The 26362-nt window shown below is 30.5% G+C and carries 22 protein-coding genes and 2 riboswitches; all 22 genes read left to right on the top strand.

From position 1 onward, the window contains the following. Window positions 1–50: 50 nt before the first annotated feature. On the top strand, window positions 51–2060 hold the full coding sequence (locus CLPU_RS01510) for a cell division protein FtsA (RefSeq protein WP_050353866.1): 2010 nt from the start codon (window positions 51–53) through the stop codon (window positions 2058–2060). A 177-nt stretch (window positions 2061–2237) separates the two neighbouring features. Beyond that, entirely contained in the window at window positions 2238–3572 is a 1335-nt protein-coding gene (locus CLPU_RS01505) for a VanW family protein (RefSeq protein WP_050353865.1), read from the top strand. Between the two features lie 165 nt (window positions 3573–3737). Next, on the top strand, window positions 3738–5051 hold the full coding sequence (locus CLPU_RS01500; RefSeq protein WP_050353864.1) for a lipase family alpha/beta hydrolase: 1314 nt from the start codon (window positions 3738–3740) through the stop codon (window positions 5049–5051). An 82-nt stretch (window positions 5052–5133) separates the two neighbouring features. Next, complete coding sequence (locus CLPU_RS01495; RefSeq protein WP_050353863.1) at window positions 5134–6087, top strand: ABC transporter substrate-binding protein; 954 nt, start codon at window positions 5134–5136, stop codon at window positions 6085–6087. A gap of 86 nt (window positions 6088–6173) precedes the next feature. After that, the gene (locus tag CLPU_RS01490; protein WP_050353862.1) at window positions 6174–7232 is read left to right on the top strand and encodes a FecCD family ABC transporter permease; all 1059 of its coding nucleotides are present in this window, start codon (window positions 6174–6176) and stop codon (window positions 7230–7232) included. A 16-nt stretch (window positions 7233–7248) separates the two neighbouring features. Next, the gene (locus tag CLPU_RS01485) at window positions 7249–8073 is read left to right on the top strand and encodes a Cof-type HAD-IIB family hydrolase (RefSeq protein ID WP_050353861.1); all 825 of its coding nucleotides are present in this window, start codon (window positions 7249–7251) and stop codon (window positions 8071–8073) included. An 85-nt stretch (window positions 8074–8158) separates the two neighbouring features. Continuing rightward, on the top strand, window positions 8159–8653 hold the full coding sequence (locus CLPU_RS01480; protein ID WP_050353860.1) for a hypothetical protein: 495 nt from the start codon (window positions 8159–8161) through the stop codon (window positions 8651–8653). Window positions 8654–8737: 84 nt separating this feature from the next. Continuing rightward, entirely contained in the window at window positions 8738–9205 is a 468-nt protein-coding gene (gene trmL / locus CLPU_RS01475; protein WP_200898432.1) for a tRNA (uridine(34)/cytosine(34)/5-carboxymethylaminomethyluridine(34)-2'-O)-methyltransferase TrmL, read from the top strand. 186 nt (window positions 9206–9391) lie between these two features. Beyond that, window positions 9392–10996: a Na/Pi cotransporter family protein gene (locus CLPU_RS01470; RefSeq protein ID WP_050353858.1), complete on the top strand. Its 1605-nt coding sequence runs from the start codon at window positions 9392–9394 to the stop codon at window positions 10994–10996. A gap of 289 nt (window positions 10997–11285) precedes the next feature. After that, window positions 11286–11386: riboswitch (glycine riboswitch) on the top strand. 1 nt (window position 11387) lies between these two features. Next, window positions 11388–11462: riboswitch (glycine riboswitch) on the top strand. 73 nt (window positions 11463–11535) lie between these two features. Beyond that, window positions 11536–11916, top strand: coding sequence for a GrdX family protein (locus CLPU_RS01465; RefSeq protein WP_097677521.1), 381 nt, complete (start codon window positions 11536–11538; stop codon window positions 11914–11916). 222 nt (window positions 11917–12138) lie between these two features. Further along, on the top strand, window positions 12139–13083 hold the full coding sequence (trxB, locus tag CLPU_RS01460) for a thioredoxin-disulfide reductase (RefSeq protein ID WP_050353857.1): 945 nt from the start codon (window positions 12139–12141) through the stop codon (window positions 13081–13083). A gap of 18 nt (window positions 13084–13101) precedes the next feature. Then, window positions 13102–13419 (top strand): thioredoxin TrxA, encoded by a 318-nt coding sequence (gene trxA, locus CLPU_RS01455; RefSeq protein WP_050353856.1) that lies wholly within the window; start codon window positions 13102–13104, stop codon window positions 13417–13419. A gap of 99 nt (window positions 13420–13518) precedes the next feature. Then, entirely contained in the window at window positions 13519–14805 is a 1287-nt protein-coding gene (locus CLPU_RS01450; protein ID WP_050353855.1) for a glycine/sarcosine/betaine reductase component B subunit, read from the top strand. 42 nt (window positions 14806–14847) lie between these two features. Next, window positions 14848–15324 (top strand): glycine/sarcosine/betaine reductase complex selenoprotein A, encoded by a 477-nt coding sequence (gene grdA / locus CLPU_RS01445; protein WP_082154017.1) that lies wholly within the window; start codon window positions 14848–14850, stop codon window positions 15322–15324. 36 nt (window positions 15325–15360) lie between these two features. Next, window positions 15361–16671: a glycine reductase complex selenoprotein B gene (gene grdB / locus CLPU_RS01440; protein WP_082154016.1), complete on the top strand. Its 1311-nt coding sequence runs from the start codon at window positions 15361–15363 to the stop codon at window positions 16669–16671. Window positions 16672–16916: 245 nt separating this feature from the next. Beyond that, window positions 16917–18455: a glycine/sarcosine/betaine reductase complex component C subunit beta gene (gene grdC, locus CLPU_RS01430; RefSeq protein ID WP_050353851.1), complete on the top strand. Its 1539-nt coding sequence runs from the start codon at window positions 16917–16919 to the stop codon at window positions 18453–18455. Between the two features lie 11 nt (window positions 18456–18466). Then, window positions 18467–19630 (top strand): glycine/sarcosine/betaine reductase complex component C subunit alpha, encoded by a 1164-nt coding sequence (gene grdD, locus CLPU_RS01425; protein ID WP_050353850.1) that lies wholly within the window; start codon window positions 18467–18469, stop codon window positions 19628–19630. Between the two features lie 453 nt (window positions 19631–20083). Further along, complete coding sequence (locus tag CLPU_RS01420) at window positions 20084–21151, top strand: BMP family lipoprotein (protein ID WP_050353849.1); 1068 nt, start codon at window positions 20084–20086, stop codon at window positions 21149–21151. 103 nt (window positions 21152–21254) lie between these two features. After that, window positions 21255–22763 (top strand): ABC transporter ATP-binding protein, encoded by a 1509-nt coding sequence (locus tag CLPU_RS01415; protein WP_200898445.1) that lies wholly within the window; start codon window positions 21255–21257, stop codon window positions 22761–22763. Next, complete coding sequence (locus CLPU_RS01410; RefSeq protein WP_050353848.1) at window positions 22750–23856, top strand: ABC transporter permease; 1107 nt, start codon at window positions 22750–22752, stop codon at window positions 23854–23856. Before CLPU_RS01415 ends, CLPU_RS01410 begins: the two co-directional genes overlap by 14 nt. Window positions 23857–23893: 37 nt before the next feature. After that, entirely contained in the window at window positions 23894–24790 is an 897-nt protein-coding gene (locus CLPU_RS01405; RefSeq protein WP_050353945.1) for an ABC transporter permease, read from the top strand. A 526-nt stretch (window positions 24791–25316) separates the two neighbouring features. Next, on the top strand, window positions 25317–26357 hold the full coding sequence (locus CLPU_RS01400; RefSeq protein ID WP_050353847.1) for a sugar-binding transcriptional regulator: 1041 nt from the start codon (window positions 25317–25319) through the stop codon (window positions 26355–26357). Window positions 26358–26362 lie beyond the last annotated feature (5 nt).

Genomic DNA, 26362 nt, shown 5'->3' with positions numbered 1-26362 from the left:
TTCTTGAAGAATATAATCTGTATTACTATATTTTGAAAGGTGATACAGGTATGATTGAGAATTCAAATGTTAATAATGAATTAATATTTTCTTTGGATATAGGAACTAGAACGATAATAGGTATTGTTGGAGTAAAAGAGAATGAGAATTTTAGAATAATAGCTAGTGATATAATTGAGCATGAAAAAAGAGCCATGTATGATGGACAAATACATGATATAAATAGTGTTACGAATGTTGTAAGAAGAGTAAAAGAAAGCTTGGAAAGCAAAGTAGGTACTACTCTCAATAAGGTATGTATAGCAGCTGCAGGTAGATCGTTAGAAACTTGTAGAACTTCTACAACTATAGATGTAGATATAACTAGAGAGATTGATATAAGAACTATAAGAAGTGCAGAGATGGAAGCTATACAAGATACACAAGAAAAGCTAGATAAAGATTTGGAAAAGCAGGATCAAAGAGTAAGGTATTATTGCGTAGGATATACAGTAGTAAATTATTATTTAGATGATGTTCTTATAGAAAACTTAGAAGGCCATAGAGGAAGTAATATAACTATAGATGTATTAGCAACTTTTTTGCCATACACTGTTGTAAATAGCTTACATACAGTTATGGATAGAGTTGGATTAGAGGTTAAGAACATGACTTTAGAGCCTATGGCAGCCATAAATGTGGCTATAAAAAAGAATTTAAGATTATTAAATTTAGCTTTAGTAGATATAGGTGCTGGAACTTCAGATATTGCTATAACTAGAGATGGAAGCATATGTGCGTATGCAATGGCTTCAATAGCAGGTGATGAAATAACAGAAAAAATTTCAAAGGTATTCTTGCTAGACTATGATGTGGCAGAAAAGCTAAAAATCGAATTAAATATAAAAGATATTCATGAATTTGAAGATATAGTGGGTATAAAATATGAAATGACTACAGAAGAGATATTAAATAAAATTGATGATACAATAAGATTGCTTGCAAAAGAAATATCGGAGAAAATATTAGAACTTAATGAAAAGTCTCCTAGCGCTATATTTCTTATAGGTGGAGGTAGTCAAATTCCTAGGTTGGATGATTATATAGCTGAGTTCCTAGAGCTTCAAAAAGAAAGAGTCGTAGTAAGGGATACAAGTATAATAGAAAATGTAGAAGGTATAACAGATAATATAAAAGGATCAAATGCAATAACTCCTATTGGAATAGCTACAATATCTATGGGTGACAATTATGATAACTTCATAGAGGTTACAGTAAATAATGAAAAATTAAAAATGTTTAATACAAATAGTTATAGAGTTATGGATGCATTGTTACTAATTGGTTACAATCCGAGAAAACTTATAGCAAAAAGAGGTGAAGAACTGATATACTATTTTAACGATGAAAGAAAAGTATCCATAGGTGAAATAGGAGATCCTGCTAAAATATATGTTAATGGAGAAATAAAAGATTTAGAGTATGAACTAAAAAACAGAGATATAGTGAAAATAGAAGATGCTATAAAAGGAAGTAAGCCTAAAATAAGAATAAGAGACGTTGTAGATATGGATAAAAAACTATATGTTAATGAAAAAGAATATAATTTTATTGAAAAAGTAATAGTTAATAATAGATTAGTTGACGGAAATTATTTAATAAGAGACAATGATCAAGTTAAAGTAGAACAAATAATAACTTTAGAAGATTTATTTAATAAATTAAACTTAGATATAAATAAATATATTTGCTATAAAGATAACATTAAAATAAACTCGAGTTACATATTGAATAAAGATGATAAGATATTTTATGAAAAAATAGATAAAGGTTCAAATCAACGAGAAAAAGAAAGAAACAATAAATCAAAAGAAAAAACTATATCATTAAATGTTAATGGAGAAAAGATAACTATATCTTATAAAAAAAATAGATTGAATTTTATAGATATATTCAAATATATAAATTTTGACTTATCTAAACCAAAAGGAAGTTTGGTACTTAGATTAAATGGATTAAGAGCTGAATACCTACAACCTTTAAATGAAGGGGACAATATTGAAATATACTGGGAGAAGTAAAGGACTTATTTAAAAAATTATTTTATAGATGAAGAGATCTCCTACATTTATTGAGGTGCAAAATTTATATATTTATTATATATAACTTATATATTGATAAATTCATAAAGTATATTTATATCAATATATGGTTTAATAACATATTATAATAAAATCTTAATAAATTTGGAGGAGAAAATGGAGATTAACAGTAGTACAATTAAAAAAATTATACTAATATTTTTTATCTTACTTATAATTACTATTGGAATTTTTTCTTATAGTATTTTAAGTAAAAAAACAATATACAATGGTGTTACTGTAAATGGAGTATCTGTAGGCACTTTAAATACTATAGATGCAGAGACTCGTTTAAAAGAACAGCTAGATAAAGCCGTAAAAAGTAAACAAGTGTTGTTACAACATGACAGTTATAAAAAAGATGTAAAATATAAGGACTTGGGTATAACATATGATTATTCTAAAGGAGTTAAAGAAGCTTTTGATATAGGAAGAAAAGGAAATATAGTAAAGAGACTAAGGGATATTATAAGTGTTAGCTTTAATGGTAAAAACATATCTATGGATATTGTAAAAGATGAAAATAAAATAAATGATCTGATATCATCAATAAAAAAAGATGTAAATAAAGATAAAAAAGAAGCCAAAATTCAATATTCCAATGGTCAGTTTACAATAACGCCTGAAGAATCAGGATTAGAAGTTGATGAAAAGAAACTTAAAAGTGAAATTATAGACAAAATAGAAAATGAAGATTTTATTAAAATACCTGTTAATGAAGTTAAGCCTACAGTAACTAAAGAAACTTTAAGCCAAATAAAAACGGAAATAGGATCATTTTCAACTACATTTGGAACAAATGATGCAAATAGAGTTCATAACATAAGACTTGTATCTAGTAAGATAGATGGAAAAACTATAATGCCTGGAGAAGTATTTTCTTTTAATAAAACCACAGGCCCTAGGAGTAAAAGTGCAGGGTATAAGGACGCAACGATAATAGTTAATGGTGAGTTTGTTCCAGGAGAAGGTGGAGGAGTATGCCAAGTATCTAGTACTCTTTATAATGCGGCAGTACTATCAAATACACAGATAGTTGCAAGAACCCATCATGCTTTACCAGTAGGATATGTTCCGCATGGTCAGGATGCTACTGTAGCTTATGATTATTTAGATCTAAAATTTAAAAATACATTCGATTGGCCAATATATATAAAGGCAGATGTAATGGGTAATCAGCTTTTAATAAAACTATTTGGTAAAGAGAAGAATCCAAATAGAGTTATAAAAATGGAAAGTGAAATAGTAGAAAGGGTTAAACCAACAGTTGAAACAATAATAGATAAATCCCTAAAACCAGGTCAAAGTGTTGTATCACAAAAAGGAAGAGTTGGATATAGAGTAAATACTTATAAAGTAACATATGAAAATGGAGCTGTAGTAGAGAAAGGTCTTTTACACAAAGATTACTACAAGCCAAAAAAACAGATAATAAGAAAAGGATCAAAATAATAAAAAATAAAAGAGTTTTAAAATAGTAGACTTAACTAATTAGAATTTATAATGAAGGCTTAATAATATAATTAAATTCTAGTTTTAGTTAAGTTTTTTTATGAAATTTTATAGTAATTATTAGCATATGAATTATAAAAAGTCTTTTTAGGAGTGAATATGTACATGGGATTTATTAAGAGGTTGTTATTAAAAAAGGATGATACGCCTATAGTATTTATTCCTGGCATAATGGGTTCTTTAGGGGAAAGTATATTACCAGGCACAGGAGGATATGATTTCGGATTATCTGAATTTGTTTATAGACCTATGATTAATATGTTAGAAAGGATGGGATATAAGGAAGAAGAGAATTTATTTATTGCTTATTATAATTGGAGAGAATCTAATGCATATTCTGCAGAAAACTATCTTATACCAATGATAGAAAAAGCTAAAAAAGTAACAAGAAAAAATAAGGTTAATATTATAAGTCACAGTATGGGGGGTATAGTAACTAGATATTATATTCAAAGTGATAATTATAAAAAAGATATAAATAAGTTTATAATGATAGCTACACCTAATTATGGATCTGTAAATGCATATTATTTCTGGAGTGGAGGACATTTACCATATGAAGATGTAGAAAGAAATATTTTTTATAAATTATTAAAACTAGGCTTTCTATTTATATTTAAATTAAAAAATAGAGAGAAAAGTGATATAAAACTAATTAGAAAAATGGTTCCTTCAGTTAAGGAGTTGTTACCTACATATGAATACGGAGATTATCTATTTATTGAAGACAAGGAGAAAAATAAAAAATATGTGGATATATATGAAATGGCAGAAAAAAATGAATTTTTAAATAGTTTAAATAAAGGAAAAGGAACATTTAAAAATAAAGGGATTAAAAATTATATAATTATAGGAACTGGGGTAGAGACTGATACTCATATATGTATAAGAGAACCAAAACAGAATAGAGAAAAGTGGAAAGATGGAAAGCCTATTTATGCAATAAAAACCACCCTAGGAGATGGAACTGTAACATGTGATAGTGCGAATTTTTATGGAAAAAAGATATACATAAACAGTTCTCATACAGATATACTATATGATTGTAAATATCCATTATCTGATATATTAAATACTTCTATTCCTGAAACTACAGATATTTTGGAGTATATGAGTTATAATACTATATATAGTATGATTTTAATAAATATATCGAAAGTAGAAATAAAACATAGTGACGATTATATAATAGCTACAGAACATGAAAACTTTAAATCTGAAAAAGTAGTAATTAGAAGAATAGATGAAAATGTATATTGGATAATGATAAGAATAAAAGATGATAAGGCAAATATAAGTTTTAATTCAATTAAAAATGGAGAAGGAAATATAATACTGTTTAAAGGTGATAAAGATAAGGGTACTATATCAAAAGAAAATATAAATATTAAGTCAAAAATGAGTTTGTCGCTGGAATAGTTTATAATGATTATTAATTAGGTTATTTAGGTATAAACTAATTTATAAAAAATACTTATTTAATACACGAAAGGAGAAAAACATGAAAAACAATTTTAAAAGAATATCAATTTTATTTCTAATACTTTTAATGGTATCATCATTATTAATAGCTTGTTCTAATAATAACACTAATAATCAAGAAGAGAATGCAGGTAAAACAGAAGCTAGTAAAGGAAACTATCCTGTTAAAATTAAGGATGACTTTGGAAATAAGGTTAGTATAGATAAAGAACCACAAAGAATAGTATCAATAGCACCTAATCATACAGAAATTTTGTTTTCATTAGGATTAGATGATAAGATAGTTGGTGTAACAGATTACTGTGATTATCCTGAAGAAGCAAAGTCAAAGCAAAAAATAGGTGGATTTCAAGATCCAAATATTGAAAAAATTATAGAGCTCAATCCAGATTTAGTTATTCAAACAGGAATAGTTGGAGAAGATACATATAAAAAGCTTAAAGAAGCAGGAATAGCTGTATTAACTCTAGACCCAAAGTCTATACAGGATGTTAATAAGACTTTAGAAAGAGTTGGTATAGCAACAAATACTAAGAGTCAAGCTAAAAAAATAATTAATAATATAAACAAGCAGAAAGATGAAGTAGTTAACAAAGTTAAAAATATAAAAAATAAGCCTAAAGTATTTTATGAAGTATGGCATGAACCTCTTACAACAGCAGGGATAGGATCATTTGTAGATGAATTTATAACTTTAGCTGGTGGAGAGAATATTGGTAGAGATGCTAAGGGAGAATATCCACAGTATAGTGTAGAAAAACTTATAGAAAAGAATCCAGATGTATATATATTAACTAATCATGGAAGAAGTGAGAATGATTTAAAATCTGTAGCTCAGTTAAAAAGTATAAGTGCAATAAAAAATAATAAAGTATACGTTCTTGATGATAATCTTGTTTCAAGAGCAGGACCAAGAATTACAGAAGGATTAAAATTAGTTGCTGAAAGCCTACATCCAGAACTTTTTAAATAAAATCTAACGTAGTAGAAAGTTAAGGGTTCAAATACTTTGAACCCTTAATTTAGTATATATAATAATTTAGATAAGTAGGGATAATAATGATTAAATATAAAATAAAAGATAATAATAAGCCTATCTTTGTTTTATTTATATTAATTATATTAATTTGTTTAAGTATAGCTGTATTTTCAACAATAGGATCAGCTAATATAAGGGTTATTGATACTATTAGAATAATTTTATCGAAAATTCCTTTAATAAATAAATCTATAGATACTAGCGATATACCAAAATCCTCTGAAGTCATAATACTAAACATTAGAATACCTAGAGTATTAATATCAATGCTGGTAGGATCTTCACTAGCAGGAGTAGGAGCAGTGCTACAAGGATTATTTAAGAATCCTATGGCAGATCCTTATATAATTGGAATCTCATCAGGAGCTGCTTTTGGAGCTGGAATATTTATAGTTTTAGGAGTAACAGGATATAGCTCTAATATATCACTTATTTCAATTGGGGCATTTATAGGAGCATTATCAACGATTTTTTTAGTATATTGGATATCTAGAGTAAAGAATAAGATTCCTATAACTACGTTGCTTCTTTCTGGGGTAGCAATAGGTCAACTACTTACATCAATGCTATCTTTTATGATGATTATATCAACTAAGGATATGGATAAGATAATATATTGGACTTTAGGTAGTTTTGCAGGAAAAGGATGGGATCGATTGATACCGTTTCTACCAATTGCACTTATAAGCTTTTTAATATTGTTATTTTATTATAGAGATTTAAACATTATGTTAATGGGAGAAGAGTCAGCTCAAGGGCTTGGAATAGATGTGGAGAGAACAAAGCTAATACTTTTAATAGTATCATCACTTATAACAGCAATATCGGTGTCTATAAGCGGTACTATTGGATTTGTAGGATTAATAGTTCCACATATAATTAGGCTTATAATAGGAGCTAATTACAAGTACCTATTACCGTGCTCTATACTGGCTGGGGGAATTTTTTTATCATTTGCGGATACTGTTGCTAGAACAATAATATCTCCTACAGAAATACCAGTAGGTATAGTTACAGCTATACTTGGAGGACCGTTCTTTATATACCTTCTTCGAAAAAATAAAAGAATGTATAAATAACATAGAGGTGATGAAAATGAAGTATAAACTAATTGCTATTGATATGGATGGGACAATGTTAGACAGTAATAATGAAATTTCACTGAAAAATAGAGAAGCAATAAAGTTAGCAAGTAAAATGAATGTAAAAGTTATAATTACTACTGGAAGAGTATTTACAGCAAGTAGATACTATGCTAAGTTGCTTGGGATTCAAACTCCTATAATATCTTGTAATGGAGCATATATATCTAGCCATGATGGAAAGGATATCTTATTTGAAGATTTTTTAAGTAAAGAAGATTTAAAATTTGCTATAGAGTTAGCAAATAAATATAATACGTATTATCACTTTTTTGGAAACAATACTTATTATGCAAAAGAAATGACAAAGACAGCTCTAATGTACTTAGAATGGAATAAAAAACAATGTTCTGATGATAGGATTAATATAGAAGTAGTAAAAAATTATTCAGAGATACTAAATAAACCTGATATTAACTTTTACAAAATAGTATTAATAGAAGATAATGAAGAAAAAAAGGAGAAGATAAGAGAAGAATTAGCAGGAAACGAAAATATTGAAGTAGTTAGCTCATGGCATAATAATATAGAGGTTATGAATCTAGGAGTATCTAAAGGAAATGCACTAAAAAAGCTATGTAAAAGACTTAAGATAGATTGTAAAGAAGTAATAGCAATAGGAGATAGCTATAACGATGCTTCTATGTTAAAATATGCTGGAATGGCTGTTGCTATGGGAAACGGAGAAGAATACATAAAATCTATAGCTGATATGGTAACAGATACTAATGATAACGATGGGGTAGCAAAAGCTATAGAGAAATTAATTATTGGCTAAATAATTATATTTAAACATGTATAGTATAAATAAATAGTTTATATATAATAATAGATTCTAAGGACATCTTAGAGTCTATTTTTATTTGTGTAAAGGAGGAATTAGCATAGTATATACAGATATAGTAAAAGCATTTAGAGAAAATAGTAAAGATATTATAAAACAGTTATTAAATATAGATTTATTAGATAAAAAAGTAGAAGTACAGGATTATATATTTTTTAATAATCATATTACAGTTATTTCAGGAGTTATAATAGATGACGTATCTTTTCAATTTACTATAAGTATGCCAAAAGAACTAGGATTAACAATTGCATCTAAAATATTAGGTGTACCTATTGTAATAATTGATGAATCCTGTATTAATATAATACTAGAAATGACTAAATTAATTATAGGGAATTCATGTTTGAAATTAAAGCATGAAGAAACTTATCCAAAGATGACTTCTATAGGAGTTATTTATGGAGATAATTATAGATATATGTTGGACGACGGAAAAATTGTTTATATTCCATTTAGTTTATTTGAACAAGAATTCATAATAGCATTTGGTCCTATTCAATTTCATGAGTAAAATTAAAATAAATAGTATTGTTAATATAATGATATATGTATAAAATCTATATTGAAGATTTAATAAATAAGGGGGCATATTATTATGATAAATATTGTACTATTTGAACCAGAAATTCCACAAAATACAGGAAACATCGCAAGAAGTTGTGCAGCTACAGGAGCATCACTACACCTTATAAAGCCACTAGGATTTTCCCTTGATGATAAATATGTAAAAAGAGCAGGATTAGACTATTGGGATTTAGTTGATATACATACATATGAAAATATATACGAGTTATTAGAAAAATATGATAATAGTAAGTTCTATTTTGCCACAACTAAAGGAAAGATGAATTACTCTGATTTCAAATTTGAGGATGATTGTTTCTTGGTATTTGGGAAAGAAACAGCTGGTTTACCAAAAAATATTTTAGAAAAGTATGAGAATCAGACTATGAGGATTCCTATGGTTGACATAGAAAAAGCAAGGTCTCTTAATCTATCTAACTCTGTAGCTATCATACTATATGAAGCATTAAGGCAAATTAACTTTCCAAATTTAGTTTAGGATATTGTAAACAAAATTTTACTTTTTGTATTTTAATTTAACAAATTTAACATGGATTTAACAAAAAGGATTTAAATATGTATTATTATTTAACATGGTATTAAAATTGGGTTTGTTAAAATATTAAATCTATTTATAGTATAGACATAAAAATTATAGAGGACAAAAAAGTATAGGAGGTTTAATATGCAAATAGCTTTTGGAGTAATAGGTGGATTAGGTTTGTTCTTATATGGAATGAACTTGATGGGGACAGGCTTACAAAAAGCAGCAGGTGAAAAACTAAAAAGGCTTATTGAGATTCTTACTAGTAATAGGATAATGGGAGTTTTAGTAGGCGCTGTTGTAACTATGGTTATTCAAAGTAGTAGTGCTACTACAGTTATGGTAGTAGGATTTGTAAACGCAGGTCTTATGACATTAAAACAGGCTGTTGGTGTAATAATGGGTGCTAACGTAGGTACTACAGTAACAGCACAGTTAATAGCTTTTAATCTTTCGGATGCAGCTCCACTTATAGTTGGTATAGGGGTTGCAATATGGTTATTTTCTTCTAATAAAAAGCACAAAGAATATGCAGAGATATTAATAGGCTTTGGTATTTTATTTATTGGTATGGATATGATGTCAGGATCTTTGAAGCCTCTTAGTAAATCAGAAACTTTTATAAATTTACTATCTAGTCTTAACAATCCTGTAGTAGGTTTATTAGTTGGATTTGGATTAACAACTATACTTCAAAGCAGTAGTGCTTCAATAGGACTTTTATTAGCATTATCAAGTCAAGGACTTATAGATATAGGAATGGCATTGCCGATATTATTTGGAGATAACATTGGAACAACTACAACTGCACTTTTATCAAGTATAGGAGCTAACAGAACAGCAAAGAGAGCAGCATTTATGCATTTTTTATTTAACGTAATAGGTACACTTTTATTCATGCTAGTATTACAATATCCAACTAGAGAATTAGTGCTAAGATTGTCTCCAGGAAATGTTGAGAGACAAATAGCTAATGCTCATACATTCTTTAACTTAGCAAATGTAATAGTACAACTTCCATTTGCAGGATTACTAGTTAAAGCAGCTGAAAGCTTAATTAAAGGTGATATAGAAACAGAAGATCAGGTTTTAAAATATATAGATACTAGAATTATGGAGACTCCGTCAGTGGCAGTAGGTCAAGCATCAAAAGAAGTATTAAGAATGGGAAAGATGGTACAAAATAACTTAGCTACTGCACTAGATTCTTTTTATACAAAAAATGAAAAATTAACACACAAGGTATTTGATGAAGAAAAGAGAATAAATGAATTAGAAAGAGGAATAACAAATCACTTAGTAGAGCTTTCAGGTATACCTCTTACTGATAAAGAAAATGTTACTGTAACGACTTTGTTTCATGCGATAAATGATATTGAACGTATAGGAGATCATGCTGATAATATAGCAGAACTTACACAGTATAGAATAGATAACAATCTTTGGTTTAGCGATGATGCTATAGAAGAACTTCGTTTAATGTTTGATAAGATACAAGAATTATATAAAAATGCATTATTAGCGTTTAAAACAGCAGATCCAGATATAGCTAGAAAAGTGATTAGAGATGAAGATGAAATAGATGTAATGGAAAAGAAATATAGAGCAAGTCATATTGAAAGACTTAACCATCAAGGATGCCAACCAAGTTCAGGTATAATTTACTTAGACATAATAAGTAATCTAGAGAGAGTTGGAGATCATTGTTCAAATATAGCAATGTATATATTAGACGCTTTAGAATAAAAAGTAAGGAATTTATTTTCCTTACTTTTTTTATTTGAAAGAACATTAAACTTTGATAAAAAAACTGATGTTAGGAAATATTAATAAAAAGATATATATTATTAATAAACCTTTTAAGCTAACAAAAATAGACTAAAAGTCATAAAATATTATTAATTAATACAAGAAGTATCAATAAAATTTATGAAAATGGTATTGTGTATAGATGGTTTTTATATTATAATGAGTGTGAAGAGTGATTGACTCTAATTTAACAATTAAAAAATTTTAACATAATAAAGCTTACTGGTTGAAAAATGCGGGAGAGACCAATAATTGGCGCCGAAGGGGTAAGTCATTAAGTTTGCCGCTTTTGATGAAACTCTCAGGCAAAAGGACCGTATTTGGACAGTACTCTGAAAAGCTTATAGCACCGAAGGAGCAATTCTTGAAAAAGAAGAATCTCTCAGGTTACATAGACAGAGTGGAGGCAATAGTCTCTATTCTGTTTTTTGTTTGCAGATAATAGTTGTTTTTTTAACAATCAAGGGGTGAAATAGGTGAATATAATATTAATAACAAATAATCCATTAGTATTTGAAAAATATGCAAATAATCAAAATGTTGAATATTATGAAGTAAGCTACTTGGAAATACTGAATATAATAAGGGATAAGATACATATTGGACATAAATTACTTACGCATCCTTTATCAAGTAGTTTAAAACCTAATGAGACTCCTTATAAAACTGTATTAATTACAAAAGAGAAATATAGTAGTGTTGATACTGACTCAATAATTATTATAGAAAGTAGTATTTTAACAGCTAAAAAATTCATAAGGAACAAACAAACACCCGATTGGAATCAATTAATACTAGATGATTTTCAAGTAGTAGACTTATCTTTAGTAGACAATGTATTATCCAGAGATATCTAAATAAGAAAATTAATAAAACTAATAACTTAGACTTTGTATTCTGTATACGTTATACGTTGGAATTTTCGTTGCTCACTCGTAGATAAAAAAATTTATCTTTTCATATAGAAAAAATCTATGGTCTTACTAAGATGTATAGAAAAGATTGTAACAAATACTACCCAGAATAAAGCATAATAATAATGGGTATATTTGAAACATAAAACTAAAGGAGTGATGTGGATGAGTAATATTTATGACGTAGTTATATTAGGAGCCGGTCCAGCAGGATTGTCAGCGGGACTATATGCAGCAAGGGCTAAGATGAAAACGCTTGTCATAGAAAAGGAAAAGCCAGGTGGACAAATAGTTACTACTAATGAAGTAGCTAATTATCCAGGTTCTGTCGAAAATGCTACAGGACCATCACTAATAGGAAGAATGGTTAGTCAAGCAGATGAGTTTGGTGCAGAAAGAATTGTGGATGAAATAAAAGAAGTGAATTTGACTGATAAGGTGAAAATTATAAAAGGTAGCAAAGGTGAATATCAAGCTAAAAGTGTTATAGTTGCTACAGGGGCTAAACCAAAGCTATTAGGATGTCCAGGTGAAAAAGAATTTACTGGTAAAGGTGTTTCATATTGTGCAACTTGTGATGGGGATTTCTTCACAGATTTTGATGTATATGTAGTAGGTGGTGGAGATTCTGCAGTTGAAGAAGCTATATTTCTGACCAAGTTTGCTAGAAAAGTAACAATCATACATAGACGTGATAAGCTAAAAGCAGCTAAGTCTATACAAGAAAAGGCATTTAAAAATGAAAAGATTGATTTTATATGGGACACTCAAGTAAAAGAAATTAAAGGTGAAGGAATTGTAGAATCTTTAGTTTTAGAAAATCTCAAAACTGGAGAACAATCTGAAATAGTAGCAAATGAAGATGATGGTACTTTTGGGGTTTTCGTGTTTGTAGGATTCAATCCTCAAACGGATATTTTTGAAGGCGTTATAGATATGGAAAATGGATATATCAAGACTGATGGTAGTATGAAAACAAATGTTCCAGGTGTGTTTGCAGCAGGAGATTGTAGAGTTACGCCGTTAAGACAAGTAATAACAGCAGCTGCTGATGGTGCAGTTGCAGCTATTCAAGCAGAGAAATACATTGAAAATGAATTTCAAAAATAGCTTAAGGAGGCGTTTTAAATGTTAGCTGTTGATAAAGTTAGTTTTGAGGAAGAAGTATTAAAATCAGAAGGTTACATCTTAGTTGACTTCTGGAGTCAAGGATGTGAACCATGTAAAGCATTAATGCCATCTGTAGAAGAATTAGAAGGCAAATATGGTGACAAAATTAAGTTTTGTAAATTGGATACTACAAAAGCTAGAAGACTTGCTATACAACAAAGAATATTAGGATTACCAGTAATAGCCATATATAAAGATGGCAATAAAATAGATGAAGTAGTTAAGGAAGATGCTACACCAGAAAATATAGAAAATATGATTAAAAAATATATTTAGAAAATAAATTAGGTAATTGCCCTAGATAGTAAGGTATAACCTTACTATCTGGGATTACAATATATATTCATTCTGAAATACTAAGAGGAGGTGAACTCTATGCGCCTAGAATTAGGTAATATTTTCATTAAAGATGTACAATTTGGTAGTGAGACAAAAGTAGAAAATGGCACTTTATATGTTAACAAAGAGGAGCTTATAGCTGAAATAAGCACTGATGAAAACTTAAAGAGTGTCGACGTAGAGTTAGCAAGACCAGGTGAAAGCATAAGAATTACTCCAGTTAAGGATGTAATTGAACCAAGAGTTAAGGTTGAAGGACCTGGTGGAATCTTCCCTGGAGTATTATCAAAAGTTGATACTGTAGGATCAGGAAGAACTCACGTATTAAAAGGCGCTGCAGTTGTTACAACAGGTAAAGTAGTTGCATTCCAAGAAGGTATAGTTGATATGACTGGACCAGGAGCAGACTATACACCATTTTCAAAAACAAACAATATTGTATTAGTTTGTCAACCTGTAGATGGTTTGAAACAACATGAGCATGAAAAAGCATTGAGATTTGCTGGACTAAAAGCAGCTGCTTATTTAGGAGAAGCTGGTAGAAATGTAACACCAGATGAAGTAAAAGATTATGAAACACTATCTATTTTAGAAGGTGCTAAAAAGTATCCAGAACTTCCAAGAGTAGCTTACGTTCAAATGCTTCAAAGTCAAGGATTAATGCATGACACTTATGTATATGGTGTAGATGCTAAAAAAACTCTATCAACATTAATCAATCCAACAGAATTGATGGATGGAGCAATCATAAGTGGTAACTGTGTTTCTGCATGTGACAAAAACACAACTTATCATCACTTAAACAATCCAGTTGTTCACGATTTATTTGAAAAGCATGGTAAAGAGTTAAACTTTGTTGGTGTAATAATAACTAACGAAAATGTTTACCTTGCAGATAAAGAGAGATCATCAAACTGGGCAGCTAAATTAGCTGAGTTCTTAGGAGTAGATGGAGTTGTCATTTCACAAGAAGGTTTTGGTAACCCAGATACAGACTTAATAATGAACTGTAAAAAAATAGAGCAAAAAGGCATTAAGACTGTTATTGTAACAGATGAATATGCTGGTAGAGATGGAGCTTCTCAATCATTAGCAGATGCTGACCCATTAGCAAATGCAGTTGTTACAGGTGGTAATGCTAATGAAGTTATCGAGCTACCTCCAATGGACAAGGTAATTGGATATTTAGATCCAGTTAATACAATTGCTGGTGGATTCGATGGAAGTTTAAAAGAAGATGGATCAATTGTAGTTGAGCTACAAGCTATAACAGGAGCTACTAACGAGTTAGGATTTAACAAGTTAACAGCTAGAGGATATTAAAAATAAAAAATAATTTCAAAATAAAAGAAAGGAAGTGTAGTTATGGGATTATATGATGGAAAAAAAGTAATCATCATAGGCGACAGAGATGGAATCCCAGGACCAGCTGTTGAAGAATGTTTAAAATCAACTGGTGCTGAAATAGTATTCTCATCAACTGAATGTTTCGTCTGAACGGCTGCAGGATCAATGGACTTAGAAAATCAACAAAGGGTTAAAGATTTAACAGAAAAGCATGGTGCTGAGAACGTAGTAGTTCTTATCGGTGCTGCTGAAGCTGAATCAGCTGGATTAGCTGCTGAAACAGTTACAAACGGAGACCCTACTTTTGCAGGTCCATTAACAGGAGTTCAGTTAGGACTCAGAGTATATCACGTAGTAGAACCACAATTTAAAGATGAAGTTGACGCAGATGTTTACGATGATCAAATCGGCATGATGGAAATGGTATTAGACGTAGATGAAATAATCGAAGAAATGACAAACATCAGAAGCGAATATTCTAAATTTAACGATTAATTAAAGAACCCGAAAAATATGAGAGGGGGGAAATCAATGAGTAAAATAAAAGTTGTTCATTATATAAACCAATTCTTCGCTGGAATCGGTGGAGAAGAAAAAGCTGACCATAAGCCAGAAGTAAGAGAAGGTATTGTAGGTCCGGGTATGGCATTTAAGCAAAACTTTGGAGACGAAGCAGAAATAGTTGCTACTATAATATGTGGAGACTCTTATTTCAATGAAAATATGGAAGAAGCTAAAGCGACTATCATAGATATGGTTAAAAAGTACAACCCAGATTTATTCATTGCAGGACCAGCATTTAATGCAGGTAGATATGGAGTTGCTTGCGGATCTATAACAGAAGCTGTACAAAGTGAATTAGGAATACCAGCACTAACAGGTATGTATATAGAAAATCCTGGTGCAGATATGTTCAAGAAGAGCGTATATATAGTTGAAACTAAAAACAGTGCTGCTGGTATGAGAAATGCTGTTAAAAGTATGTCAAAGTTAGCTCTTAAACTAGCTAAAAATGAAAGTCTTGGTATGCCTTCAGAAGAAGGATATATGTCAAGAGGAATTAGAAAGAATGTCTTTGTTGATAAAAGAGGTTCAGAAAGAGCTGTTGATATGCTTATCAAAAAGCTAAAAGGTGAAGAATTTGTTACTGAATTCCCGATGCCAGATTTCGATAGGGTTGAACCAAATTCAGCTGTTAAAGACATAACAAAGGCTAAAATAGCTATTGTTACTTCAGGTGGTACAGTTCCAAAAGGAAACCCAGACCATATTGAATCATCAAGTGCATCGAAATACGGTAAATATGATATACAAGGTGTAGATGATTTAACTGCTGAAACTTATGAAACTGCACATGGTGGATATGACCCAGTGTACGCTAATGAAGATTCAGATAGAGTTATTCCAGTAGATATATTAAGAGAATTTGAAAAAGAAGGAAAAATCGGTGAACTTCACAGATACTTCTATACTACAGTAGGTAATGGTACTGCTGTTGCAAGTTCTAAAGCTTTTGCAGGTGAATTTGCAAAAGAATTAGTGGCTGATGGAGTAGATGCGGTTATATTAACATCTACCTGAGGTACCTGTACACGTTGCGGTGCAACAATGGTAAAAGAAATTGAAAGAGCAGGAATTCCTGTTGTTCATATGTGTACAGTAGTACCAATATCATTAACAGTTGGTGCAAACAGGATAGTTCCTACTATAGCTATACCGCACCCACTTGGAAATCCAAGTTTAGACAAAGAAGAAGAAAAAGCATTAAGAAGAAAATTAGTTGAGAAAGCATTAGAAGCTTTATCTACAGAGGTAGACGGACAAACTGTATTTGAAGACTAATTTTGTTGCTAGCTGCAATTCGCAGCTGGCAGCTGGAGACTAATACTTTTAAATGGGTGGTGATTTTCATCACCCATTTAAAAGATATCTTACAATAAAATAGGCTCTCAGTAGTCTATAGCTGTGAGCTGCGAATATAAATTATAAGAAGCTTTTATTTGTAATAATTATGTAAATCTTAGTTTTTTGGTTATTTGAATTCTTATTTAGATAAGAATTCTTTAAAATACTTGGAGGTGAAAGTTATGTCTTTTCCAGTTTTAAAAGGGGCTGGTTATGTATTAGTACATACACCAGATATGATAATCCATAATGGTACAACTCAAACATCAGAAAGAATTGTTAATCCAGAATCAGAATATTTAAAAAAACTTCCAGAGCATATTCGTAGCTTTGAAGAGGTAGTTAGCTACCCACCAAACCAAACTTATATAGGAGGAATAACTCCAGAAGAATTAGGTAAAATGGGAGCACCATGGCAAGATAAAAAAATTGAAGGTGCAGACAGATTTGCAAAATATGGAGAAATTATGCCACAAGATGAGTTTATAGCATTAATGCAAATTTGTGATGCTTTCGACTTAGTAAAACTAGAAAAATCATTTGCTACTTCAGTTAAAGAAAAGTTAACTAATCATCCACTTATAAGTGAAGAATTAGTTGCTAAAGTTAAAGATGGTGAAGAAATAGATACTATCAAAGATTTAATAGAGGAACATCATGCAGAAGCTATATATAACAACAATGAAATTGTAGGTTGTGTAAAAAGAGCTCATGAAATAGATACTAACTTAAATGCTCATGTTATGTTTGAAAACTTAGTTGTTAAAGCTTCTGGAGTATTATCTATGTTAAATTTAATTGCTAAAAATAATATAGATCCAACAGAAGTTGAATATGTAATAGAATGTTCAGAAGAAGCATGTGGAGATATGAATCAAAGAGGTGGAGGTAACTTCGCTAAAGCCATAGCAGAAACTGCTGGTTGTATCAATGCAACAGGTTCAGACACAAGAGGATTCTGTGCAGCTCCAACTCATGCATTAATTGAAGCTGCTGCTTTAGTTAAAGCAGGAGTATACAAAAATGTTGTATTAGTAGCTGGTGGAGCTTCAGCTAAATTAGGTATGAATGGTAAAGATCATGTTAAGAAGGAACTTCCAATATTAGAAGACGTAGTAGGTGGATTCGCTGTATTAGTAAGTGAAAACGATGGAATTAACCCTATACTAAGAACAGACTTAATAGGACGTCATACAGTTGGTACAGGTTCATCACCACAGGCTGTTATAACTTCATTAATTACATCACCACTTGATAAAGGTGACTTAAAAATAACTGATATAGATAAATATTCAGTTGAAATGCAAAATCCAGATATAACTAAACCAGCAGGTGCAGGAGATGTTCCAGCTGCTAACTATAAAATGATAGCTGCTTTAGGAGTTAAAAGAGGAGAGCTAGAAAGAGCAGATGTTGCTACATTTGGTGAAAAACACGGATTACCAGGGTGGGCTCCAACTCAAGGACATATTCCATCAGGAGTACCTTATGTAGGATTCTGTAGAGATGCTATGTTAAATGGAGAAATTAATAGAGCTATGATAGTTGGTAAAGGTAGCTTATTCTTAGGACGTATGACTAACCTATTTGACGGGGTATCAATAGTTGTTGAAAAAAATAGTGGAAAAGTAGACGGAAACGAAGGAGTTTCACAAGAAGAAGTTAAGAAATTAGTTGCGGAAGCAATGAGAGATTTTGCGTCACATCTATTAGGAAATTAGAGGTGATTTAAATGTCAGAGAATATAAAAAGCATGATAGGAAAGGTGTTTAGCGATATAGCTGACGCTATAGAAACGGGTCAATTTGGTCAAAAAGTTACGGTAGGTATTACAGTTCTTGGAAGTGAGCACGGAGTAGATAATGTAATTAAAGGTGCAGAGCTTGCACAAAAAAGTAATCCAAATATAGAAGTTGTATTAATTGGACCAAAATCAGATACAAACCTAAAAGTCTATGAGGCTAATACAGAAGAAGAACAACATAAAGTTATGGAAAGTTTATTAGATAGTGGTGAAGTTCAAAGTATTGTAACTATGCATTATAACTTCCCTATAGGAGTATCAACTGTAGGTAGAGTTGTAACTCCTGGTAAAGGAAAAGAAATGTTCATAGCAACTACAACTGGAACATCATCAGCTCATAGAGTTGAAGGTATGGTTAAAAATGCTTTATACGGAATAGTTACTGCTAAAGCAATGGGTATTGAAAAGCCAACAGTAGGTATATTAAATGTTGATGGAGCTAGACCGGTTGAAAGAGCACTTAAAGAACTACAATCAAACGGATATGATATAAACTTTGTTGAGTCAATGAGATCAGATGGTGGATGTGTAATGAGAGGTAACGATCTATTAACAGGAACACCAGACGTAATGGTAACAGACTCTTTAACTGGAAACATTCTTATGAAAATGTTCTCTTCATATACAACTGGAGGAAGCTATGAAGCTACAGGGTATGGATATGGTCCTGGAATAGGCGAAGGATATGACAGAACTATATTAATAGTATCAAGAGCATCAGGAGCTCCAGTTATAGCTAATGCTATTCAATATGCAGGACAACTAGCACAAGGAAATGTTGCTAATATATCAGCAGAAGAATTTAAGAAAGCTAATAAGGCTAAACTATCGGATATATTAAAAGGTCTTAAAAAAGATAATAAAAAAGCAGCAAGTCAAGAAGAAGAAGTAACTGCTCCTCCAAAAGAAGTAGTTACAGGTTCTATATCAGGTGTTGATATAATGGATTTAGAAGACGCTGTTAAAGAATTATGGAAAAACGGTATATATGCTGAAAGTGGAATGGGATGTACTGGACCTATAGTTATGGTAAATGAAGCTAAGATAGAGCAAGCTACGGAAGTTCTTTCTAAAGCAGAATTTGTACAATAACTTTTTAGAAGACTTCAGAAATTAAATTTCTGAAGTCTTCTTTATTTGAGAAGCTTATTTATACATATTATGATAAATGATATTTTTATTTTTAGTATAATTGGCTAATAATAATTCAAAAAACATTAGTTGTATATGATTTTAAAGAATATGAGCTTATAGGAGAAAAGAGCTAAAAACTGTAAAAATTTTAAAATCATTCTTCATAAATAAAGAGCAACAGTATTTATTAAATATTGTTGCTCTTTATTTTTTTATTCATATAAAATCAAATGTTTATTAAATAATATACTAAATAGTAAATAATTAAACAACTAAAAAATCAATGTATCTTAGGCACTGTAAATTTTAAGTCTAGTGATGAGGATTATTGAATATCATTAAGTATAAGTGGTTAAACTCATAAAATAAAAGGTATATGAAGAATGAATGAGAAAAAGGAGGAAGATTTTCATGTTTAAGAGAGTAACATCATTATTACTCATTATGACGCTAGTGTTAACGCTAGGGGTAGGGTGTAGTACTAGTGGTAAAAAACAAGAAAATAAAAAGCAAGGAGCAAAGAATAAAGGACAAGTAAGAGTTGGCATGGTTACAGATGTTGGAGGCGTAAATGACCAATCTTTTAATCAATCAGCTTGGGAAGGGCTTCAAAGAGCAGAAAAAGAATTAGGAATAAAAGCTTCATATCAAGAGTCAAAGCAAGATGCAGACTATATCCCTAACTTGGAGACGCTCTTAGATGGAGATAATGATTTAATATGGGGTATAGGGTATAAAGTTGGAGATGCTCTTAGAGAAGCAGCAGAATCGAATCCAGATCAAAAATATGCCATAGTAGATTATTCATATGGAGATAAAACTCCAGAAAATGTAGTAGGAGTAGTATTTAAGGCAGAGCAATCTTCATTTTTAGTAGGATACATAGCAGGTAAAATGAGTCAAACAGGAAAAGTAGGGTTTGTAGGTGGAATCAAAAGTAATATAATAGATGGATTTGATTATGGATATCATGCAGGCGTTGCTTATGCAAACAAACTTACTAACAAAGGCGTACAAGTTTTAAGACAATATGCTGAATCCTTTGATAATCCTGCAAAAGGGAAGGCAATAGCAAACTCTATGTATCAACAGGGAGCAGATATTGTGTTCCATGCTGCTGGCGGAGTTGGAGATGGAGTTATAGAATCAGCTAAAGAACAAGGAAAGTATGCTATAGGAGTTGATAGAGATCAGAACTACTTGGCTCCAGATAATGTAATAACTTCGGCAATGAAAAGAGTAGATGTGGGAATTTATGATTTAGTTAAAGCTTTAAAAGAAGGAAAATTTGAAGGTGGAAAAACTATAGTTTATGGATTAGAGCATAATGCAGTTGACATAGCTCCAACTTCTAATAAGCATGTTCCAAAAGAAATTTTAGATGAAGTGGAAAAGCTTAAAAAGGATATAGTAGATGGAAAAATAAATGTTCCAAATGATGAAAAAACTTATAAAGATTATTTAAACACACTTAAATAATAAAACATAAATCTATAGCTCAGATTGTTGAATCTGGGCTATAGATATTGATGTAGGAGGTGTCCTATTGAATAATATAGATTTTAAAGATAAAGTAATAGAAATGAAAAATATCACTAAAAAATTTGGTGACTTTGTTGCAAATGATAATATAAGTCTTACTCTTCATAAAGGAGAAGTACATGCACTACTTGGAGAAAATGGTGCTGGTAAAACTACTCTTATGAATGTGCTTTATGGATTATATCAACCAACTTCTGGAGAAATATATGTAAGGGGCGAAAAAATAAATATAGATAGTCCCAATATTGCTATAAAAAAAGGAATAGGAATGGTACATCAACATTTTATGCTAGTAGAGCCTTTTACGGTAGTTGAAAACATAATATTAGGTATGGAGATTACTAAAGGTTTTGGATACCTTGATATTCAAGAAGCTAGAAAAAAAGTTATAGAATTGTCAGAACGATATGGATTCAATATAGATCCTGATGCAAGAATACACGAGATAAGTGTAGGTATGCAACAAAAAATAGAAATTTTAAAGGCATTATATAGGGGAGCAGATATACTTATACTAGATGAACCTACAGCAGTATTAACTCCTCAAGAAATACAAGATTTTTTAGAAATAATAAATAATTTAACTAGTCAAGGAAAATCTATTATAATAATAACTCATAAATTACGTGAGATAAAGAAATCAGCAGACTATTGCACTATTATAAGAAGAGGAAAGTATATAGATACAGTAAAGGTAAGTGAAGTGACTGAAGAAGAATTAGCTGGAAAAATGGTAGGAAGAGAAATAAGATTTGCAGTTGAAAAGAAAGAAAAATCGGCAGGAAATACTGTCTTAAAAATAGATGATATAAGCGTTAGAGATAACAGAGGTATAAAGGCGCTAGATAAATTATCACTAGAAGTTAAAAAGGGAGAAATATTAGGTATAGCTGGAGTAGATGGAAATGGTCAAAGTGAACTTATAGAATCAATAACAGGACTAAGGAAAATAGACTCTGGTAAGGTATATATTAATAATAAGGACATAACCAATAAAACTCCTAGGGAAATTATAGAAAGTGGTATTTCAACTATACCAGAAGATAGACAAAAAAGAGGATTGATTTTAGATTTTAGCATATATGAAAATATGATACTGGAAAACTATAAGAAAGATCCTTTTTCTAAAAAAGGTAAACTTAATTATAAAAATATTAGAGAATTTTCAAGACGACTTATTTCAAAATTTGATGTAAGACCAAATGATGAAAATGTAAAAGTAGCTGAGTTATCAGGAGGAAATCAGCAAAAGGTAATAATAGCTAGAGAAGTAACTAATGATCCAGACTTATTAATAGCTGCTCAACCTACAAGAGGACTTGATGTTGGCGCTATAGAGTTTGTTCATAGGTATCTCGTAGAACAAAGAGATAAGGATAAAGCTGTTCTATTAATATCATTTGAATTAGATGAAATATTAAATGTGTCAGATAGAATAGCTGTAATATATAACGGAACTATAGTAGGTATAGTTGATTCTAAAAAAGCAAATGAAAAAATGTTAGGATATATGATGGCTGGAGGAGGTGCTGGAAATGAAAAGGAATAGGGTAATTTTTACTATAGTTTCTATTGCACTGGGATTTTTAGTAGGAGGACTAATATTAGCAGCAGTTGGATTTAATTTATTTGATGTTTATTCAACTATGTTTAAGGGGGTATTTAGTAGGCCTAAATACATAGCTTGGACAATTATTAGATCTGTGCCAATAATATTAACAGGGTTATCTGTTGCATTTGCATTTAGAACAGGTCTGTTTAACATCGGAGCAGAAGGCCAGTTCATAATAGGAGCATTAGTAGCTGCTTTATTAGGATATTTTTTAGAACTACCTCTAGTTATACACGCTATAGTTGTTTTAATAGGAGCAGGTATAGCAGCAGGGCTATGGGGAAGTATAGCTGGATATTTAAGGGCAAAATTCGGAGTTCATGAGGTTATATCAACTATAATGCTAAATTGGATAGCCTTATATTTGAATAACTACGTTGTTTCCTGGGAGAAGTTTAGAAGGCCACAAAGTGAAGCTTCATATAAAATACTAGACTCTGCTAGTATAGGAATCCTTCAACAGTGGAAAAGAACTGATGCTGGAAGAGAATTTCTTTCAAATAGTAAATTTCTAAGAGAGATACTATCTGCTCCAGTTAACTGGGGAATAATAATAGCTATTTTATGTGCAATTATGGTATGGTACATACTACAAAAAACAACACTAGGTTATGAGCTTAGAGCAGTAGGTCTTAATCAAGATGCATCAGAGTATGGTGGAATAAATGTTAGAAGAAGCATATTAACTTCTATGTTTATAAGTGGTATATTAGCAGGATTAGCAGGAGCTATACATGTGCTTGGAGTTACTAAAGAAGTAGCTATATTATCCTTTATGGAAGGAAGCGGGTTTGATGGTATAGCAGTTGCTTTATTGGGAAATAACACTCCCTTAGGAAGTGTTCTGTCTGGACTTTTATTTGGAGCTCTAAAGTATAGTGGACCTAAGATACAATCTACTATGGGAGCACCTTCAGAGGTTATTAATATTATGATTGGATCTATAGTGTTTTTTACATCTATGCCTAGTTTTATAAAAATAATAGCGTCAAAGTTTAAAAGGAGAAGAGGTGAGGTGAAAGTTGATTAATTTAAGTGATATAGGCTTTATTTTAGGTGTAACATTGATGTATGCAGCACCTTTGATTTTTACAGCTTTAGGAGGAGTAGCATCAGAAAATTCAGGTGTAGTAAATATAGGACTTGAAGGTATGATGACTATAGGGGCTCTTATAGGAGCTACTGTTGGGTATTATTTAGGTAATCCATGGATTGCTTTTTTATCAGCAGGAATAGGTGGAGGCATTTTAGCACTTCTACATGCTATAGCTTCTATAACATTCGAAGCAGATCAGATAGTTTCTGGAATTGCAATTAACTTTCTTGGCTCAGGTCTATCATTGTTCTTAAGTAGAATATTTTTTGAAGGAACTACAATGACAAAACCTATAGATCTGAATCATAAGATGCCAAGACCGTTTAATGAAATTTTTTCAAATAACTCATTTCTTGACCTGGTTTTTAATCAATATATAACTGTATATTTGTCATTTTTATTAGTACTGATAATGTGGTTCATGCTATATAAAACTAAACTAGGATTAAGAATAAGATCTGTTGGAGAACATCCAAAGGCAGCTGATACACTTGGGATAAATGTACATAGGATTAGATATTTTTCGGTTATACTTTCAGGTATACTATCTGGTTTTGGTGGAGCAGCTATGAGTCTTGCAGTTGTATCAAACTTTAGACCAACTCTTATATCTGGGCAAGGATTTATTGCACTGGCAGCTATGATTTTTGGAAAGTGGAAGCCACAAGGAGCTATGTTAGCTTGCTTATTATTTGGAGCAGCACAAGGACTTATAGTATATCTAGGAGGAACGGGTGCCAATATACCAACTCAAATATTAGCTATGGTGCCATACATATTAACTTTAATAGTATTAACTGGATTTGTAGGAAAATCATCGGGTCCAGCAGCTAATGGAGAACCTTATACTAAACATGATATAGGATAAGGCTTAAGTTTAATCTTTATAAATCATATCTTGTTAATTTACTGAGCTAAAAGATACAAATACAGAATAGTATTTAGATTAAAAAATATATAAATTGTTAAATATTTTTCAAATTTGTATCTTTTAGTTTCAGTTTATGATAAATTAAGACATGTAACTTTAGCCTTGTCAACTATAAAAAAGTATAAATTTTATAAAAATTTTCTTATTAACTTGAATTTTTATCATTATTAAATTATAATCAATGATGAAAGATAAGTTATGTTGATGAATGTAGTTTCAGTGGGATGCTTTTATTAGTGATGGGACAGTTTTAGACCATACTAATTAAATTAGACCTATCTATAATAACATGAAACTTAATTTAGATGAGTTTTTTATCTGCTACTTATTAGAGGAAGAGCATTAAAATTGTTAGTTATAGGATAAAAAATGTTCATATAGACATAATATTATTGTCATAAAAAGTTAAATAGCTCATATAGTGAAAAGTATGAGTTATAAGCTCATAAGGAGTGTATCTTAAATGAATGACTTACTCTCTTTATATCAGAAAATAGTTCCTGAAATGATAGAAACACTAGAAAAAAGGTATAATATTTTAAGGAACATATATTATAATCAGCCTATTGGAAGAAGAGCCTTAGCAAATAGTCTAAATATAGGAGAAAGAGTTGTAAGGACAGAAATTAATGTACTTAAAGACCAAGGACTATTATCTGTTGAAACTATAGGAATGAGTATTACTGAAGAAGGAAAAGATGTTGTAGAAAGGCTCAAAGAACAGATACATAGATTTAAAGGATTAAATTATTTAGAAAAATCATTAGAAAAAGAGCTTAATATAAGAAAAGTAATTATAGTACCTGGAAATTCAGATGAAGACGAGCTTATATTAAAAGATATAGGAAAAGCGACATCGAACTATATAGTTGATAAGTTAGAAAAAAATAGTATAATCGGTATTACTGGTGGAACTACTATGGCTCAAGTAGCAGAAGAAATGCCTGTTTATAAAAAGAAATCAGATTTATTAGTCTTACCTGCTAGAGGTGGGCTTGGAGAAAATGTTGAAACACAAGCTAATAACATAGCTGCAAAATTGGCTCAAAAATTATGTGGAAACTATAAATTACTTCATGTGCCAGATAACCTTAGTGAAGAAGCTATGGAGGCTCTATTAAGTGTAAAAGAAATAAAAGAAGTAGTAGATATTATGAGAAATATAAATATGTTAGTATTTGGTATAGGAAGAGCCGACATTATGGCAAGTAGAAGACATTTTTCAGACGATGTAGTCAAACATTTATGTGAAAATAGAGCAGTTGCAGAATCCTTTGGACATTATTTTAATACCAAAGGTAAAATTATATGGGAGACTAATACTATAGGAATATCTTTATCAGATTTTAAAAATATAAAAACTATAATAGGTGTAGCTAGTGGAGAAAATAAAGCAGAAGCAATCATATCTATTTGTAGATTAAAGGAAGATATGACACTTATAACTGATGAAGGTGCAGCAAAAAAAATATTAAATATTGTTAGTACTGCTACATTTAAGTAGCTTAA

Source organism: Gottschalkia purinilytica (assembly GCF_001190785.1).
Lineage (GTDB): Bacteria > Bacillota > Clostridia > Tissierellales > Gottschalkiaceae > Gottschalkia_A > Gottschalkia_A purinilytica.
This window is presented reverse-complemented; position numbering and strand designations above follow the sequence as displayed.